Source organism: Streptomyces sp. NPDC026589 (genome assembly GCF_040638385.1).
Lineage (GTDB): Bacteria > Actinomycetota > Actinomycetes > Streptomycetales > Streptomycetaceae > Streptomyces.
Genome location: NZ_JBEZYG010000034.1, coordinates 45,598 through 61,101, shown reverse-complemented (window position 1 = coordinate 61,101; position 15,504 = coordinate 45,598). Strand labels below are relative to the sequence as shown.

At 69.4% G+C, this 15,504-nt stretch carries 13 protein-coding genes and 2 pseudogenes; 12 read left to right on the top strand and 3 right to left on the bottom strand.

Features of this window, described 5'->3' with window-relative positions; translation table 11 throughout:
• Positions 1-106: 106 nt before the first annotated feature.
• Positions 107-912, bottom strand: a protein-coding gene (locus tag AB0F29_RS37595; protein ID WP_361882286.1) for an IS5 family transposase whose coding sequence is annotated in 2 segments (ribosomal slippage) — positions 107-582 and positions 582-912 — 807 coding nt in all. Because the reading frame shifts where the segments join, the coding sequence is not laid out codon by codon here.
• Between the two features lie 100 nt (positions 913-1,012).
• On the opposite strand from AB0F29_RS37595, the gene AB0F29_RS37590 reads away from it, so the two are divergent.
• Positions 1,013-1,830 (top strand): IS5 family transposase gene (locus AB0F29_RS37590; RefSeq protein WP_361882279.1). Its coding sequence is split into 2 segments (ribosomal slippage): positions 1,013-1,355 and positions 1,355-1,830, totalling 819 coding nucleotides; the frame shifts between segments, so codons are not numbered across the junction.
• Between the two features lie 334 nt (positions 1,831-2,164).
• On the opposite strand, the pseudogene AB0F29_RS37585 reads toward AB0F29_RS37590, so the two are convergent.
• Positions 2,165-2,549, bottom strand: a pseudogene (locus AB0F29_RS37585) (MFS transporter); the annotation flags it as partial.
• Between the two features lie 7 nt (positions 2,550-2,556).
• Here AB0F29_RS37585 and AB0F29_RS37580 point away from each other — a divergent pair.
• Positions 2,557-3,405: pseudogene (locus AB0F29_RS37580) on the top strand (alkaline phosphatase PhoX); the annotation flags it as partial.
• A gap of 206 nt (positions 3,406-3,611) precedes the next feature.
• Complete coding sequence (locus AB0F29_RS37575; RefSeq protein ID WP_361882276.1) at positions 3,612-4,547, top strand: DUF5655 domain-containing protein; 936 nt, start codon at positions 3,612-3,614, stop codon at positions 4,545-4,547.
• 97 nt (positions 4,548-4,644) lie between these two features.
• On the opposite strand, the gene AB0F29_RS37570 is transcribed toward AB0F29_RS37575, so the two are convergent.
• On the bottom strand, positions 4,645-5,391 hold the full coding sequence (locus AB0F29_RS37570) for a DNA methyltransferase (RefSeq protein WP_148901785.1): 747 nt from the start codon (positions 5,389-5,391) through the stop codon (positions 4,645-4,647).
• Positions 5,392-5,970: 579 nt separating this feature from the next.
• On the opposite strand from AB0F29_RS37570, the gene AB0F29_RS37565 reads away from it, so the two are divergent.
• From AB0F29_RS37565 to AB0F29_RS37525, 9 genes are all read left to right on the top strand, one after another.
• Complete coding sequence (locus AB0F29_RS37565) at positions 5,971-7,098, top strand: C40 family peptidase (protein ID WP_361882273.1); 1,128 nt, start codon at positions 5,971-5,973, stop codon at positions 7,096-7,098.
• 90 nt (positions 7,099-7,188) lie between these two features.
• Positions 7,189-7,497 (top strand): DUF6112 family protein, encoded by a 309-nt coding sequence (locus tag AB0F29_RS37560; protein WP_030578070.1) that lies wholly within the window; start codon positions 7,189-7,191, stop codon positions 7,495-7,497.
• Positions 7,497-8,183, top strand: a complete 687-nt coding sequence (locus AB0F29_RS37555; protein WP_361882270.1) for a hypothetical protein — start codon at positions 7,497-7,499, stop codon at positions 8,181-8,183. Before AB0F29_RS37560 ends, AB0F29_RS37555 begins: the two co-directional genes overlap by 1 nt.
• 27 nt (positions 8,184-8,210) lie before the next feature.
• On the top strand, positions 8,211-9,593 hold the full coding sequence (locus AB0F29_RS37550; RefSeq protein ID WP_361882268.1) for an ATP-binding protein: 1,383 nt from the start codon (positions 8,211-8,213) through the stop codon (positions 9,591-9,593).
• Between the two features lie 144 nt (positions 9,594-9,737).
• The gene (locus AB0F29_RS37545; protein WP_361882265.1) at positions 9,738-11,210 is read left to right on the top strand and encodes an SCO6880 family protein; all 1,473 of its coding nucleotides are present in this window, start codon (positions 9,738-9,740) and stop codon (positions 11,208-11,210) included.
• A gap of 36 nt (positions 11,211-11,246) precedes the next feature.
• Entirely contained in the window at positions 11,247-11,699 is a 453-nt protein-coding gene (locus AB0F29_RS37540) for a DUF6238 family protein (protein WP_361882262.1), read from the top strand.
• A 25-nt stretch (positions 11,700-11,724) separates the two neighbouring features.
• A complete protein-coding gene (locus AB0F29_RS37535) occupies positions 11,725-13,230 on the top strand; it encodes an ATP-binding protein (RefSeq protein ID WP_361882260.1) in 1,506 nt (501 codons plus the stop codon).
• Between the two features lie 338 nt (positions 13,231-13,568).
• Positions 13,569-14,201 (top strand): hypothetical protein, encoded by a 633-nt coding sequence (locus tag AB0F29_RS37530; protein ID WP_339154642.1) that lies wholly within the window; start codon positions 13,569-13,571, stop codon positions 14,199-14,201.
• Between the two features lie 133 nt (positions 14,202-14,334).
• Positions 14,335-15,486, top strand: coding sequence for a hypothetical protein (locus tag AB0F29_RS37525; RefSeq protein WP_361882257.1), 1,152 nt, complete (start codon positions 14,335-14,337; stop codon positions 15,484-15,486).
• Positions 15,487-15,504 lie beyond the last annotated feature (18 nt).

Here is a 15,504-nt window from a genome sequence, read left to right as displayed (position 1 = left end):
CCGCGATCTCCCACAGCCCGTCCGGAACAATCCAACTCCACGTACCCCGCCCCATGACGAGCTCAACGAGCCAACCCCCACATAGGACACGGTCTAAAAGGACGTCTCACGTGGTGAGCTTCGCCAGTTTCTTGTAGCAGGTGAGAGCCGCGGCGAGGCCCAGGAAGGCGAGGAAGTAACTGCCTTTTCGTTCGTATCGGACGGTGAGGCGGCGGTAGCCGAAGAGCCAGGAGATCGACCGCTCGATCTTCCATCGGTGACGGCCGAGGCGTTCGCCGGACTCGATGCCGGGGCGGGCGATCCGTGGGACGAGGTTCCGGCCGCGGAGCCACTTGCGGTGTTCGGCGGAGTGATATGCCTTGTCCGCGCGGATCTTCACGGGCTTCCGCCGACGTGGTCCGCGTCGGGACCGGACGGCGGGTATGCCGAGAATCAGCGGCTTGAAAGCCTGGCTGTCGTGCAGGTTCGCTCCCGACACGGCAACGACCAACGGGAGGCCCTGGGCGTCGGACAGGACATGCAGTTTGCTGCCCTTCTTGCCGCGATCAACCGGGTTCGGCCCGGTCAGAGATCCCCCCTTTTCGCGCGGACGGATGCCGCGTCGATGATCGCCGACGTCCAGTCCAGTTCACCCTGGGCCCCGAGTTCGTCCAGTACCACCCGGTGCAGCCGGCGCCCCACTCCCGCCTCGGTCCACACCGTGAACCGGCGATGCGCCGTCGCCGGTGAGGTATGGAACGTCGGGGGCAGATGCCGCCAGGCGCATCCGCTGGTCAGCACGTACACCACCGCAGTGAACACCGCCCGCTCATCGACCGGGGCCGTACCACCGCCCTGCGGGCGGGACTTGAACCTCGGCAGCAACGGAGCTGCCAGCTCCCACAAGCCGTCGGGCACGAGCCGACGCGACAGATCAACACTCACAGCCCAGCATCATGCCGCATCAGCCACCAGCCACGTGAGACATCCTCTAAGACCGTGTCCTATGTGGTGCTGGCTCGTTGGGCTCATCATGGGGCGGGGTACGTGGAGTTGGATTGTTCCGGACGGGCTGTGGGAGATCGCGGAGCCGCTGATCCCGCCGTCGAAGGTGCGGCCGCAGGGCGGCGGGACGCAGGACACGCCTGATGAGACGCTGTTCGCTGCGATCATCTACGTCCTGGTCAGCGGATGCGCATGGCGGGCGCTGCCGCCGTGCTTCGGGATATCGAAGTCGACGGCCCACCGCAGGTTCCTGATCTGGTCACGAGCCGGCGTCTGGGGCCGGCTCCACGAAGAGATCCTGCACCGCCTGGACGACGCCGGCCTGCTCGACCTGTCCCGGGCCGTGCTCGACTCCGCCCACGTCAGGGCTAAAAAGGGGGCGAACTCACAGGTCCGAGCCCCGTGGACCGGGGCAAGCCGGGTTCCAAGATGCACGTCCTGTCGGACGCGAACGGACTGCCCCTACTCGTCGGCCTCTCCGCGGCCAACACCCACGACAGCCTCGTGCTGAAGCCCATGATCACCGGTCACCGAACGAGACACGACCCCCACCGCGGCCGGTACTTCAAGCCCCAGCGTCTCCACGCGGACAAAGCCTACGACGTCCCTCACCTGCGGAAATGGTTATGGGGCAAGCACATCGGCGTGCGCATCGCCCGCAAGGGAGTCGAGTCCAGCGAACGCTTAGGACGCCGCAGATGGGTCATCGAGCGGACCATGTCCTGGCTGACCGGCTACCGCAGACTCAACCACCGCTACGAACGCCATCCCCGCAACTACCTGGCCTTTCTCGGCCTCGCCGCAGCGCTCTGCTGCTACAAACGACTCGCTCACCTCACCACATAGGACACGGTCTAAGACACCCGCACCCATGATCGTCAAGTACAAGGAGACGGCCCGGCGGGCTCGCGGTGAACATCATCGAGTGCTAGGCATGTAGGCCCTGACCAGGGTGTTTCTATCTTTCAGCGCTGTCAGGGCCTTCCCTGCTTACACAGCGGAAAATCCCTGAGAACTCCCTGGGACAGACGTGAAAGTCCCTGAAAAGTCCCTGGGGTGTCCCTGCCGATACCCCGCTCCCGGCGGCGACCTGGCCGCCCGCCGTCGTACCCGGTGCCCTGAGGCACCTCCTGGCGTGGAGTGCGTGCGTCAGTGCACGCATGCTCAAGCTGCGTCGTGTTCAGCTTCGGCTGCTTCCGAGCTTGACGGGTGCTGTCTTGAGAGCGGTGATGCAGGCAGCTGTTGAGACGGCGGCGAGAGCGATGAAGAGCTGGGGATAGCCTCCGAGCGGTGCGGCGGCGACGGCTCCAGCGAAGGGGGCAATGGCGGCGGCCGTGGTGGTGGGCGTGGCGAGGAGCCCGGAGAGGCGGCCGTAGTGGGTGGTGCCCAAGCGATCGGTGATAGCAGCGGCTTGGAGAAGGGTGAGGTTGCCACGGACCGTCCGCTGCGACCGAGAAGGCGACGAGTAGCGCGTACGGTCCTGGGGTGACGGCCAGGGCCGCAGTGGTGACGGCACCCATCGCCACGAGCGCGATGGTGCGGGTGGTGGCGCTGGTGCGGCGAGCGGGGGTGAAGGGCAAGAGCCGGGCCGCCCGAGAGCACAACCTCCGCCTCCTCGACGAAGGCACCCTCTATGTCGCCAAGTTCACCGGGGACAGCCCGATCGCCGAGATCGACGGCTCCGGCGCTCTCCCCGAGGACGGCGACTTCGCGGGCTCAGGCACCTGGATCTCGCTCGTCACCGGCAACACCTCTCACGTAGAAGGCATGGCCGCCGACGAGGTCTACGTCTTCACCCGCCTGGCCGCCGACACCAAGATGGACCGCCCCGAAGATGTCGAGCCCCATCCTCACACCGGCCGCCTCTATGTCGCGCTCACCAACAACAAGGACCGAGGAGCCGTCGGCAAGACCGGCCCCGACGAGGCCAACCCACGCAACGGCAACAAGCACGGCCACATCCTCGAACTCGACGAACGCCGCGCAGACGCGGCCGCGACGGACTTCTCCTGGCGCCTCATGCTCGTATGCGGCGACCCCAAGGATCCCGCCACCTACTTCGCTGGCTTCGACAAGAGCCAGGTCAGTCAGATCTCCTGCCCCGACAACATCGCGTTCGACGAACACGGCACCCTCTGGCTCGCCACCGACGGTGCCGCCCTCGGTGCCAACGACGGCCTTTTCGCCGTCCCGGTCACGGGGCCGCACCGAGGCCACGTCAAGCAGTTCCTGACCGTCCCCACAGCTGCGGAGACCTGCGGGCCGATCATCACCGAGGACCGCATACTCATCGCCGCCCAGCACCCCGGCGAATCCGACGGCGCCACGGCGGAGAAGCCCGCCTCGATCTGGCCCGACGGGCCGGGGTCCATCCCGCGTCCGTCCGTGGTCGCGGTATGGGCCGACAGGGGCCACAGCTGAGAGCACCGATCGGACCGGAGACCGTACCCACGGCCGCCTCTCCAGTGCCGTCCGAAAGATGGTCGACAATGTACGCCCCGACGCCCATAGTCCTGCCAAGTAGCCGCCGCATTCTGCTCGCCGGGCAACCGCTCTCGGCCAGAGCCGGAATACCCGCAAGGTAGTTCTGATTGCTCCTTCTGTAGTGATCGCGGGAGGGAGCACTGGTGGCCGAGCTGATGTTGTTCCGGCAAGGCGCCGATGGGCGGGACGTCGAACTGTCCGGATCGACGGTGGCGCTGGAGGTGGAGCTGCAGCGGCGGGTCGAAGCCGGCCTGGAGCAGATGCTCGGCATCCGGTTCCTGGCATCGGAGTACCCGACAGGTCCGTGGCACCGGGGGCGGATCGACACCCTGGGGCTGGACGAGAACGGTGCCCCGGTAGTGATCGAGTTCAAGAAGGGCTCCGACAGCGGGGTGCTGTCGCAGGCCGTCTCCTACCTGTCCTGGCTGGACTCGGCGCACCACGAGTTCGAGGCGCTCGTCCGGAGGGTGCTGGGCGCGGAGGCCGCCGAGTCGATCGACTGGCGTCGACCGCGGATGGTCTGCATCGCGGCTGGCTTCTCCCATCACGATCGCGTGGCCGTGCAGCGACTGCCCGAGCGGATCGACCTGGTGAGCTACCGCGTCTTCGACGGCGGCCTGCTGAGCCTGCTGCTCGTCGACTCCTCGCCCGGCTCCCCGAACCCCGCTGCGTCCCGGCGGCACCGGGAGCGGGACGCCGCAGTCGTCAGCGCGCCGACGGTGCCAGCCGGTCCAGCGCCGGGAAGTGCCGGCCTCGTCCCGGAGTGCCTGCGGGACCTGTACACGGAGTTGGACGACGCCCTAACGGCATGGGGCGAGGTCGAGGTGGCAGCCCTGCGGCACTACATCGCCTACCGGCGGCTGGTGAACGTGGCATCGGTGCTGTTCCGTCCGAGGCACGAGGCGATCCTGGTGTACCTCAGACTCGACCCGGGCTCGGTCGTGCTGGAGGAGGGCTTCTCCCGGGACATGCGCGGCATCGGGCACCTGGGCACCGGGGACGTGGAGTTGCGCCTCGCGTCGGCGGGCGACCTGGAGAAGGCAACGCCGTTGATCCGGAAGGCGTTCGAGGCGGCCTGACGTAACGAGAAGGGCGGCTGGAGCATCTGTTCTCGATGCTCCAGCCGCCCTTCGGCGTCTGCGGCCCGTTGGCCCCGGGCTCTCTCGCCTCTCATGATCATGCCTCCGGTCCGGCCAGGGCAACGTCGTCCTGCGTCAGCTCTGCGCGGAGCCGCTGTTCGGCCACGTCGGCGTAGTGGGAGGACAGTTCGACGCCCACGAAGCGGCGGCCTTCGCGCAGGGCCGCGACGCCCGTGGAGCCGCTGCCGGTGAACGGGTCGAGCACCGTTCCGCCTTCGCGGCAGATCTGTACGAGCTGCTGCATGACCTCGACCGGCTTTTGGGTGATGTGCACCCTGCCCTTGCGGGGCTGGGAAGCGATGAAGTGGCCGGGCAGGTACAGGTCCCGGCCCTTGGCCAGGCTGCCCTTGACGCCCCAGGTGATGAATTCGGCGGACTGCTTGAACCCGCCCTTGCGGGGCCGGCTGGCGGGCTTGATCCACGGGATCGTTCCGCTCCAGGTCCACCCCGCCATCTGGAGGGCGTCGGACGTCGTCGGTTCCTGGCGCCAGTCCGAGAAGACGACGGCGACCGCGTGCTCGGTCGATGCCCGGTATGCCTCGGTCAGCAGCTCGGTCAGCCAGGAGCGGTACGAGCGCTGATCACGGTTCTCGCCGGGGAAGGTGGCGAGGTCGTGCGCCGAGTTGCTGGTGACGTACTTCGCTCGCGCCGTACGACCGGTGCGCTCGGAGCTGGTTCGGCCGCCGCTGTTGTACGGGGGGTCGGTGATGACGGCGTCGACGCTCTCGTCCGGGAGGGTCTTCATCACGGTGAGGGCGTCGCCTCGGTGCAGGGTGTAGCTCATGTGGAGGGCCTCTTTCAGGGCATGACGGGGCTGTTCCCGCTCCGGACCATGCTCAACGGCGCGCATCTCGGGCGGGGTTGTGCCGGAGGTTAGCCGTGATCTCCGGCCGGGCCTAACGAGGTGTGCCGTGCTGCGGCCCCGGGTCCGGGAGGCGTTTGGTGCGGCCGGATTCCCGGTCTACTGTCTCGCCGTGTCACCGGGACGAAGCCTCGCTTCACCCCTGCTGACCTGTGCTTATCCGTGTTGTCTCGTCCTATCGAGCATCCCGGCGCGGCACGCTTCCCCTCTCGTTCCACTCGCTGTCAGGAGGCCAGGTGTACCGCCTGAGATTACGAGCGCGGCTGGCTGCCGCGCTTGACCGGAGACCGGTGTCCGGGAGCTACCAACTCCCCTGACCTGGGCCCGCCCTGAGAGGCGGACGCACATCGGCGCGGTGCCGACGGCTTTGCACGAGAAGTCGGCACCGCGCCTCCTACGAACACGAGGAGCCGCTGCGATGCAGCATGCCCTGATACGCCCGCACCCCTCCACGCCCACGTCGTTCGGCGTACCCCGCCCCGCTGCTGACCGGCGGTCGCGATGAAGAAGGCCCTGGGAGCCGTCGCCGGTCTCTGCGCCACCGGATCTCTGCTGGCCCTCCCGCTTCTCGGCTACGCCGCCAGCAACGCATCGGCGGCAACCTGCCCCGTCGGCGGTGAGCAGTCGGTGGACAGTGCGGCCGTCGCCAAGCAGGTGAAGGCGATTCTGGACGGGGGCGAAAAGGACTCGGTGTCCGTGCCGGGTCTGGACGCGCCCGCCGAGCAGATCCCCCACGCCAAGACCATCCAGGCCACCGGCGTCGCGATGAACGTCCCTCCCCGGGGGCAGGTCGTTGCCCTGGCCACCGCTCTGCAGGAGAGCGGCCTGCGGAACTTGAACTACGGCGACCGTGACTCGTTGGGGCTTTTCCAGCAGCGCCCGTCCCAGGGCTGGGGCTCGGCGACCGAGGTCCTCGACCCGGTCCACGCGAGCACCGCTTTCTACGAGGGGCTCAAGAAGGTCTCGGGCTGGGAATCCCTGTCCGTGACCCAGGCCGCCCAGGCGGTGCAGCTGAGCGGTTACCCCGAGGCGTACGCGAAGTGGGAGCCGCTGGCGACCGCTCTGCAGCGCGCGATCGAGCCTCTGCTCACGAAAGGCGACGACACGTCGTCCGCTCCCTCCGGCCCCGGAGGAGTTCCGGCCGCTGCGGGGGGCTGTACGACCGGTTCGGACGGGAGCGACTTCGGCACCATCCCGCCCGGATCGGTACCCGACGAGTACCAGATCCCGGCGGACGCTCCGGCCAAGGTCCAGACGGCGATCCGCTGGGCTCTGGGCCAGCTCGACACCCCGTACCAGTGGGGTGGGAGCTGCGCCGACTCGCACGGCAAGGACCCGATGGGCCGGTGCGACTGCTCGTCCTTGATGCAGGGCGCCTACAAGGCCGCCGGGGTCTCGCTCACGCGGACGACCTACACGCAGGTCAAGGAAGGCAAGCCGGTAGCGGTCGGCTCCGTACGGGCGGGGGACCTCCTGTTCACCGAGGGGTCCGCCGCCACGCCGGAGCACGTCGGCATGGCGATTGGCCACGGGCTGATCGTGCACGCGCCGAAGACCGGTGACGTCGTGCGCATCACGACCCTCGCCTCCTGGAAGCCGCAGATCCTCGCGGCCCGCCGCGTCGTCTGACCCGGCCTCTCCCTCCCCTCTTCTTCTCCTCTCGCGTCGTCGCTCCACCTCTCGGGCTTCGGCGTGCACTAAATCGAACTGGAGTTCGCTATGTATCTGGCCGACAAGGTCATTCAGCTCGCCTACGACCCCGGCATCAAGCCGAACGAGGGCGGACTTCCCGGCCTTTCCGTCCTCAAGCAGGTGATGGGCTCCATCAACTTGTTCGGGCTCGTGGCCATCGTCGGCGCGCTCGCCGTCAGTGCGGGCGTCTGGGCCTGGGGCCATCACAGCGGTGGACACCAGGCGGAGGCGAACGGGAAGAAGGGCGTGCTGGTCAGCTCTGGAGCGGCCCTCCTGTTGGGGGCGGCGAATGGGATCGTCGCCTTCTTCAGCACGTTGGGAACGCAGGTCCGCTGATGCCTGCCCACTTCTCCAACCCCGGCGGCGCATCTCGCGTGCGCCGCCGGGCGCTGCTCGGCACCGCCGTCCTGGTGGTGCTCGTCGCCCTCGCCGGCCTGCTCGCCTTCCTCACACGCGACGCCAGGGGCCCCTCCACGCCCGCACCACACAGCAGTTCGGCGACACCGCGTCCTTCCAGCGCGGCGCCGTCGGCATCGCCGCCTCCGCAGGAGGATCACCGGGCTCTGCCTCGCCCGCCGAAGACGCACGACCCGATCGCCTACGGGAAGGCGGCGGCAACGGCGCTGTGGTCATACGACACCCGGGCCTACTCCCAGCAGGCGCTGCTGTCCGCGCTGCGCGGGTGGATGACCGGAGAGAAGAAGTACGTCGACACCGCCTCGGTCGCCAAGCTCGTCCCGTCGCCCGCGCTCTGGAAACAGATGGCGGACAACGGTCAGCGCGCCAAGGGGGTTGTGAACGAGGGGCACTTCCCCGACTCGTTTACCCGGGCTCTCCAGGACGATCCCGGAGCGATCACGCAGACCTACCTGTACGCCGTGACGGTCTCCGGCAAGCAGTCGATCGCGTGGAAGGGCTCCCCGGCCGGAGGCGCGGAGAGCCGCGTCACCACCCTCGCGGTCCAGTGCCGCCCCTCCTCTCCCTGCACGCTGGCCGGTGTTCTGCCGGCCGTCGCGCCCTGACCCCACCCTCAGAAAGGAGGTATCGCCATGGGAGTCTGCGACTTTCCGCTGATGGACAAGGTCTGCGGCGCGGTCGATTTCGCCAGCAACCCGGCCGGGGCCGTCACCGACGGCATCGGGGCGTGGATCGCGAAGTCCGCGGGTGAACTCGCGGCGAGCGCGGCGGATCTCGCCGCCGACGCCGTGAACTCGACCACCGCGATCGACCTCAACGCGCAGTGGTTCAGGACCAACTACGAGCTATTGCTTCCGATCGGCCTCGCGCTTACCGTCGGCTTCTTCTGCATCGCCTTGGTGTCCGCCGCCTGGAGGCGGGACGAGCGCGCGCTGGCGCAGGCTGCGGTCGGCACGATGACCGGTGTCCTGTTCAGTTTCTGCGCCGTAGCCTTCACGTCCGTCGCGATCACGGTCGTCGACGTGTTGTCCGACGGTCTGTTCCAAGCCGCGAACACCTCGGTGGACGACGCGATCCGCCGCATCATCAACGTGCAGCAACACGGAGCGATGTACGGCCTGGGCTGGGGCGTCCCGTCCCTGGTGGCGTTCGGCTGTGCCATCGGTGCGTTCATGTACTGGTGCGTGATGGTCGCGCGGAAGGTCGGCGTGCTGATCCTGGTCTCCCTGGCGGTCTTCGCCGGGGCGGGCGGCGGCTGGGAGGTGGCGAAGCGCTGGCGTCGCGGCTGGATCGAGGCCACCGCAACGCTCGTCGTGTCAAAGCTCTTGATGACCGTGGTCTTCCTCATCGGCGTTTCGGCGATGGGCAAGGCCGACTCGCAGGACGGCATGGCCGCGCTCTCCGACGCACTGGCCGGACTCGTCGTCATGATCTTGGTGTTGCTCTGCCCCTACGCGACGTACAAGTTCATTCACTGGGCCAGCGACGGCGGCGGCAACGACGATCTGCACCGCACCGGCGTCGCCGGAGTGGCGGTTGCCGCAGGCGCCGCGAAGACGGCCGGCACCCTCGCGATGCAGGCTGGCACCGGCACTCCCGCCCCGCAGGGGCCCAGCGAGGTTCCCGGCGCGGGGAGCGACGGTGTCACCTCTGGCATCAGCCCCACCGGCGGGAATCTGAGCAAGGAGGGCATCGACTCCGGACCACCGAAGGCACGGACGAACTTCCGGTACGGCGAAGACCCGGACGCCTCCGGTGACAAGGGACGGGCCCTCATCCAGCGGCCCGGCATCCCTCCGCTGATCAACCGGCCCGGCGGCACGGAAGCCGCCGATGGCGAGGACGGCTCAGCAGCCCAGCCCGCTGCGGTCCCGATTCCGGGCGGGAGCATGCCCCGCGTCGGCTCGGCGTCCCCGGGCGGCCCCGGGTCTCCGCCCCCGACCGGCGCCGGTCCATCGCCCACCGGGTCCGAGACGAACTGGGTCTTCCCGACCCGTCCGCCGTCCGGATCCTGACCCGCCACGAGTACGGGGGCGGGCTGCCACCCAGCAGTCCGCCCCCGCCTCCCCCGATCACCACCGAAGGAGCCCTGCCATGTCCTCCAGAAGAGCGCCGCGCCCTCCGCCCTGCCGCACTCGCACCCACTGTCTGGACCCGCCATGTCTGCCCGATCCCAGGCCGAAACCGCCTCGGCCACCGTCAAGTTCCCGCACCGCAGTCGCCGAGGCGTGCTGCTCGGCCTGACCGTCCCCCAGCTCATCGTCGCCGGGCTCACCGGGCTGCTGTTGCTCGCCGTGATCATGACCCGTGGCGTCGTCGGCGCGCTCCAGCTCATCCCGTTGTGGAGCGCCATCGCTCTGCTCGTGTTCGTCCGCAAGCGCGGTCGGTCCCTGGCCGACTGGACTCCGATCGTCCTCCGGTACGCGCTGCGCCGGATGCGGGGCCAGTTGATCTGGCTCGCCCGCCCCTCCCGACGTCCCGTACGCGAGGGGCACCTCAATCTGCCGGGCACCTCCGCCAGCCTGCGTGTGGTCACCGCGCCCGACCGGCGGTACGGCGCCGTGCACGATCCCCACACCGGTTCGCTGACCGCCGTCGTCAAGGTCTCCTCCCGCGCCTACGCGCTCCTCGACCCCGGCACGCAGAACGCGAACGTCGCCGGGTGGGGCCGGGCGCTCGCCGCGCTCGCCCGTACCGGGCACGTCGCCCGCATCCAGGTCGTCGAGCGTACGGTCCCCGACAGCGGGGACGCCCTTCGCCGGTACTGGGAGGAGCACGGCCGGCCCGACACCCCGCTCGCGGGCGCGATCTACACCGAGCTGATCCAGAGCGCGGGCCCCGCCGCCGCGCCGCACGAGGCGTACGTCGCCATCAGCCTGGACGCCAAGGCCGCGCAGCGGCTGATCAACCGGGCGGGCGGCGGCCTCACCGGCAGCTTCAGCGTTCTGGCCCAGCTGACGTCGACCTTCGAACAGGCCGCGCGAACCGCCGGTCTCAACCCCACCGGCTGGCTCACTGCTCGCGAGATAGCGGCCGTCGTGCGCACGGCGTACGACCCCAAGGCCCTGCCCGCGCTGGACCGCTGGTCCGCCTCCGGCCGGCCCGAGGCCGAGCCCGCTGCCGCAGGCCCCGTCGTGGTCGTGGAGAAGGGCGACCACATCGTCTCCGACTCCGCGTTCCACTCCACCTACTGGGTGGAGAACTGGCCCCGCACCGCCGTCGGAGCCGGATTCCTCCACCAGCTCCTGTTCACCGCAGGCGTTCGCCGCACTCTCTCGCTCGCCTACGAGCCGGTGAGCGTGGACGCCGCCCTGCGCGATATCCAGCGCAAGAAGGCGAGCGTGGTCGCGGACGCCGCCGAGCGCGCCCGGCGTGGCCAGGTGGAATCCGAGGCGGACGCGATCGAGTACCAGGACATCCAGGCGCGTGAGCGTCAGCTCATCGCCGGTCATGCGGATGTGGCCCTGACGGGTCTGCTGACCGTCTCCGCCGACTCCGAAGAGGAGCTGCGTACCGACTGCGCGGCGGTGGAAACCGCGGCGGTCGGTGCCGGACTCGACCTGCGTCCGCTCACCTGGCAGCAGGCCAGCGCCTTCACCGCTGCTGCGATGCCGCTCGCGCTCACGGCCTGACGCCCGCGCCTCCCCGCGTCCGGAAAGAGCACCCTCATGTCCCGTAACCCTGCACCGCCCGCGCAGGACTTCGTACCCTTCGCGACCGCCGCGCTCGACTTCCACCGAGCGCTCAACCTCCCCGCCGGCCCGCTCGTCGCGTCCCGGGACGAGCTGGACGCCCTGCACGCCCACCTCGTCTCCCTGCACGGGCTGCTCGACGCGCACACCTCACGCACCGGTCCCCTCGTACCGGTCGAAGGCGACCACCTCCACGGTGCCCGCACCCGCATCTGGCAGGCCGCCGACCACATCCACAGCGCCTACCACGCTTCCCCCCGGCCCGGCTCCGGCGACCTTCCCGCACGGGAGGCGTGCCGGCCCGGCCTGCCCGAAGGCGCTCCGGAACTCACCATCTGCCAGCGCCACCAGCGCACCGCCCGCCTGGTACGGCGCCAGTCCACCCCCGCTGACCTGCGCGCGCCGTTCACCGGCCTGATCCGCCACTGACCACTCACCCTCTGGAGAAACGTTCATGCCTAGGACCCGCGCCAGCGCCTCCCATCTGTTCGTCCCTCGCAAGGCATCCCGCGCCCAACAGCGCGCGGCCCGTGCCGGTTTCGCCGCCGCCCGCCGCCAGGCTCAGCTGGCCGGGGCACCGCCCAAGCACCGCAAGGAGGCAGCCCTCGACCCGGAGCTGCGACCGGTCTACCCGGCGTCGGGGCGACCAGGCCCTGCCTCGGCGCGCGGCAGCAAGCTGCGTCTGCCCGCTCACCGGATGACGACAGCCACGGTCAGCGGCGCTTACCCGTTCTTGGCCGAGGGCGGTCTCGGCTCGTCCGGGATCTTCATCGGCAGGGACGTGCACGCGGAGGCCGCCTTCTGCTACGACCCTTTCGCCCTGTACAACAGCGGGCGGATCGAGGGCTTCACCAACCCCAACGCCGTGCTCGCGGGAATCATCGGCATGGGGAAGTCGGCGCTGGCGAAGTCGATCGCGACGCGGGCCGTCGCCCACGGGTACAAGATCTATGTGCCCAGCGACCCGAAGGGTGAATGGTCGAACGTGGCGCAGGCTCTCGGCGGCCACACCATCGCCCTGGGACCGGGGCTCCCCGGACGTCTTAATCCTCTGGATGCCTCGGCGCGGCCCGCGTCGGTGACCGAAGAGGACTGGTCCGCCGAAGTACGCAAACGGCGTCTCGCGCTGCTGGCCAGTCTTGCCCGCACCGTGCTGAACCGCGATCTGCTGCCGATGGAGCACACGGCTCTCGACCTCGGCCTGGACCTGGTCGTCGCCGAGGCCAAGGTCCGCGGCACGGTGCCGCTCCTCGGCGACATCGCCGATGTCATGGGCTCGCCGGACCGCCTCGGCCGCGGCTTCGGCAGCCCCGCCGACGGGATGGGTCACGCAGCTCAGGACCTTGCCCACGCCCTGCGTCGGCTCGTGCACGGCGACCTCAGTGGGATGTTCGACGCCCCCTCGACCGTCGCCTTCGACCCGACGACGCCGATGCTCTCGATCGACCTCTCCCGGCTCGGTAACTCAGGCGACGACACCGGCCTGGTGCTGGCGATGACCTGCGCCAGCGCATGGATGGAGTCCGCTCTCGCAGACCCTGCCGGCGGACGACGCTGGGTGATCTACGACGAAGGATGGCGCGTCCTGAAGCACATCGCGCTGCTGGAACGGATGCAGAGCCAGTGGAAGCTCAGCCGAGGGCTCGGCATCGCGAACTTGCTGGTCATCCACAGGCTTTCCGACCTGCTCAGCGCGGGCGACGCCGGATCGCGCGGCCGGGTACTGGCCGAGGGGCTCCTCGCGGACTGCAGCACACGCATCATCTACCGGCAGGAGAGCGATCAACTGGCGGCAGCGGCATCGCTGTTGGGGCTGACCGGAGTTGAGACCCAGGCCGTCTCCTCCCTTACCAAGGGCAGGGGCCTGTGGAAGGTCGCCGGACGGAGCTTCGTCACCCAACATCTCCTCCACCCTTCCGAACGCGAACTCTTCGACACTGACGCACGCATGTCGGGATAGCTCAACCGCTGCTGGCCGCAGTCGATTTGCTGACCTCCACGGATCGCCCCCTTCCCGAGGCGGGCTGCACCCCGGCGGCGATTCTCAGGGTCGGCGAACCGCCGGACGACTGGAAAGGGCGGCCCATCCCAGCTCACCACCGGGCCGCCGTGCCGAAGCTCGCGTTCGGACGCGGTTCCGCCGGCCCGCAGAGGAACCCGTCGGCGTCCACCCGCCGCCAACCCCCTTCGCTGCCGCATTCGCGGTGGCGCCGCCACCGGAACCAAGGACTTAACGTGCCCACTTCGTCCAGCTCTCCCTCACCCAACGAAGATCAGTCACCGGCAGGCAACGACCACATGGCGTGGCGGCAACACGTCCCGGCACTGGCCTCCGCTTCTGCCGGAATCAAGCAGGCAGAGGACGCCTGGGACGCCGTCTCGGACTACTTCTGCGACCACGACGGTTGGCCGGTGGACGAGAAGGGCTACGCGGACGGCAAGGTCGTACGCGACGCCCAGGCGTGGAAACACGTCGAGGTCTTCCTCGCTCACGGCCCCGAGGTATTGGCCGGGGTCCGCGCCGCAGCCACCGGTGCCGATTACCTCGGGGGGCCGATCAGCGAGGATCTCCGGCGCCTGAGCAGCATCGATGCCGCCCTGAAACGAGCCGGACAGATCCAGCGCGAGTGGGACGACGTCATGACGATCATGGACGGCTCCCTCCCCGGCACCCGGGCGCTCTACGAGAGCCGGGCCCAGGAAATCCGCAACGCCGAGGGCTGGCACGACGCGCACGAGCTGTCGCTCCACGGTCCGGCGCTGGTGCGGGCCGCTGAATACGTGACCGCTCGGCCGGAACCCGAGCAGCCCTCGCAGACCGAGCGGGCGCGGGTGGCTCTCAAACGATCCGCCTCCGGCACCAGCACAGCTCCATCAACCCCGCCCCCTGTGCCTCCGGCGTCGCCGACGCCTCCCCATCGGTCCCGCTGACGCCACTACCACCGCATTCCGGCTCGGCCAAACCTGCCGATCCCCGGATCCTCATAACACCGGTACCCATACACGCGCCCCTCACGTTGACCCGCGTCGTCGACCATGGGGCGCTCGGCCACGGAGACCATCGATGCCCCCCGATCAGCCCCTGGTTACCCTCCAACGGGAGGGCGCGCGTATCACCGCGCGTACAAGCGGGCCCGCTGCCTCACGGGCGCCGGACAGCACCCCGGAGCACGAACGCGGGTACGGGCACCTCACCTCCCCCCTTCGGCAACGCGGCCTGGTCTGCACCGTCGAGTACGGCCTCAGCGACTACTTCGTCCACGCCTCGCTTCCAGACTGCAGCGACGTGATCATCTCGCCGCCGCAGGAACCGTCCAGCGAGCACCCACCCGGGTATCCCGAGAGCTGGCTCGTCACCCGCCACCGCAGCGATGAGCCAGCAGCCTACGAAGTGATCTACGACTCGGAGCCGGTCGGCCCGCACGCCCGGCACCGCGGCGACGTCACAAGGTTGCTGGCCGCCGTCGACACCCGTCTGGATCAGCTCGGCGTACCTCCACGAACAGAGCCGAAACGGTTCGCTCACGGCGTCGCCTCCGACGCAGTTCTCCACCGCGCAGGCTTTGTCCCCGCCGTCGAGTTCGGCGGTGAGCACTACCACCGGCTGCCCTCGGCCATGACCGACCCGGAGGAGCAGCGGCTGGTGGTGACCCGGGCCTTCGACATGCTGCAGACCGACGGCTTCGATGTCTCGTGCGACCCTGACCTGCTGGAACACAACATGCCTCCCCCCTGGATCCCGGAGACGAGCCTCGGCGACCGCCTCGGGTTTCTGGCCAAACACATCGAGGCGTCGACGCATACGCGCGACATGGTCGCCAACCTGAGCGAAGTGACCGCCCCGGGCGACGGCGTTCTTCAGCGGGTCGTGGAGATCCTCGACACGACGGCCGAGTGGTGGGAAGGGTTCGGCGAACCGGCCGATCACCGGTACGCACAGCGTCTGCGTACCATCGCTGAGAGCCTCGACTCCTACGCGATCGAGCTGCGCGCGATACGCGGCGATCTGGCCGACCGCCATGCCGTGCACCCCAGGAAGAACCGGGTCCCCGAGAACCAGGCCGCTGCGTCGACGCCTGCGCCACCACGGGTACGTGCTGCTCTCGCGCCCTCGCCGACGGCTGCGCAGCGCCGTGCCTCCTCGGCGCTCCCTGCCACGGCGGCGGGCGTTCGTCCCGTACCTCCGCCCCGCCCCTCGTCCGCCCCCGGTCGCTGATCGCCCCCCCCCCCTCTT

Excerpts from the sequence above, each read along its gene's own strand:
- AB0F29_RS37560 (WP_030578070.1), top strand. The coding sequence starts at position 7,189 with ATGTATCTGGCCGACAAGGTCATTCAGCTCGCCTACGACCCCGGCATC.
- AB0F29_RS37540 (WP_361882262.1), top strand. The coding sequence starts at position 11,247 with ATGTCCCGTAACCCTGCACCGCCCGCGCAGGACTTCGTACCCTTCGCG.
- AB0F29_RS37550 (WP_361882268.1), top strand. The coding sequence starts at position 8,211 with ATGGGAGTCTGCGACTTTCCGCTGATGGACAAGGTCTGCGGCGCGGTC.
- AB0F29_RS37570 (WP_148901785.1), bottom strand. The coding sequence starts at position 5,391 with ATGAGCTACACCCTGCACCGAGGCGACGCCCTCACCGTGATGAAGACC.
- AB0F29_RS37555 (WP_361882270.1), top strand. The coding sequence starts at position 7,497 with ATGCCTGCCCACTTCTCCAACCCCGGCGGCGCATCTCGCGTGCGCCGC.
- AB0F29_RS37530 (WP_339154642.1), top strand. The coding sequence starts at position 13,569 with ATGGCGTGGCGGCAACACGTCCCGGCACTGGCCTCCGCTTCTGCCGGA.
- AB0F29_RS37535 (WP_361882260.1), top strand. The coding sequence starts at position 11,725 with ATGCCTAGGACCCGCGCCAGCGCCTCCCATCTGTTCGTCCCTCGCAAG.
- AB0F29_RS37525 (WP_361882257.1), top strand. The coding sequence starts at position 14,335 with ATGCCCCCCGATCAGCCCCTGGTTACCCTCCAACGGGAGGGCGCGCGT.
- AB0F29_RS37545 (WP_361882265.1), top strand. The coding sequence starts at position 9,738 with ATGTCTGCCCGATCCCAGGCCGAAACCGCCTCGGCCACCGTCAAGTTC.
- AB0F29_RS37565 (WP_361882273.1), top strand. The coding sequence starts at position 5,971 with ATGAAGAAGGCCCTGGGAGCCGTCGCCGGTCTCTGCGCCACCGGATCT.